Here is a 1,065-nt window from a genome sequence, read left to right as displayed (position 1 = left end):
TAAGGCTGACATAATCGCCGGTAATGGCCGCCCCCGCCTGGGGCGGGATGGCGGCAACAATCTTGGTTTTTTCAATCAGGTTCATGTGGCGTCCTCCTTTAGCGGGCGTCCAGGGTTACGAAGGGCGACAGGGTGTTGCTGCCATTCAGCGGGGTGATGGGGCTGTCATGCATGGGCTGGCCGTTGTTCCGGGCCTTGAAACGGAAGGCCATTTCGTCGGTCAGGAACTTGACGTGCATGGACTCGGCTTCCTCGACGCCACCCTTACGGATCAACAGATACTCGGAGAAGTCGCCAAGGATGATGTCCCACTTGTCGCCAACGGTCTTGCAGAACTCGATGGGCACAATCGGGCGACCCAGGAGTACGCCAAAGGGCGCATTCGCAAAGCTTCCACCGGGGACGAAGATCGGGGTGTCGCCAATCTTCATGAGCGGGAACTGGGGCAGACAATCCTGATTCACGAACCAAGCCGCGCCGCCGATGTTGCCCTTGAAACGAGCAAGCATCTTGACCACGTTCTCGGCGATGATGGTGTCATTCGCCTGTGCGCTTTCCTTTGCCACGGAAACAGGGAGGCCGGAATTGATGATGCCAAGGCACTGACCAGCGCCGTTGCCCTGGAAGATTTCCAGATCCAGCTTGAACGCGAGTTGTTCACGAAGGCAACGCTTCGAGTATTCGGCCATGGCCACCGCGTCGGCCAGCATGCGATTGGTGACGTAGATCAGACCATACATGTCTTCCACGCGCAGCTCGCGTTCCTTCAACTGAGCCTTGCCGGAACTGACCATGGTGTCAGCTTCGCCCTTGCGGTAAACCTGAATGCCGTTGCGCTTGCCGGTCGAGCGGTCGCGGTCATCGCCAGCCAAATAGCTGAACGAATCGGCATTCGCGCCAATGGGCTGCTGAGTGCAGCGGGAGGCCAGAACGCCGGTTTCAATGGCAGTGGTCATGATGTCAGCGGCCTTGTCGGTTTCGACCAGGTAGCCACCTTCGGAGTCGATGCCGGTGGTTCCGCCCGAGGCGGCGTTGACCACTTTCAGATGGCGCTCGGCAGCTGCG

General features: G+C 59.2%; 1 protein-coding gene. It reads right to left on the bottom strand.

Features of this window, described 5'->3' with window-relative positions; genetic code table 11:
- Positions 1–98: 98 nt before the first annotated feature.
- On the bottom strand, positions 99–1,065 hold a 967-nt coding region (locus EOL86_15535; GenBank protein NCD26982.1), incomplete at its 5' end, for a phage major capsid protein.

This window comes from Deltaproteobacteria bacterium (assembly GCA_009930495.1).
GTDB lineage: Bacteria > Desulfobacterota > Desulfovibrionia > Desulfovibrionales > Desulfomicrobiaceae > Desulfomicrobium.
Note: the sequence above shows the minus strand (reverse complement) of the source record. Positions and strands in the feature narration are given on the sequence as shown.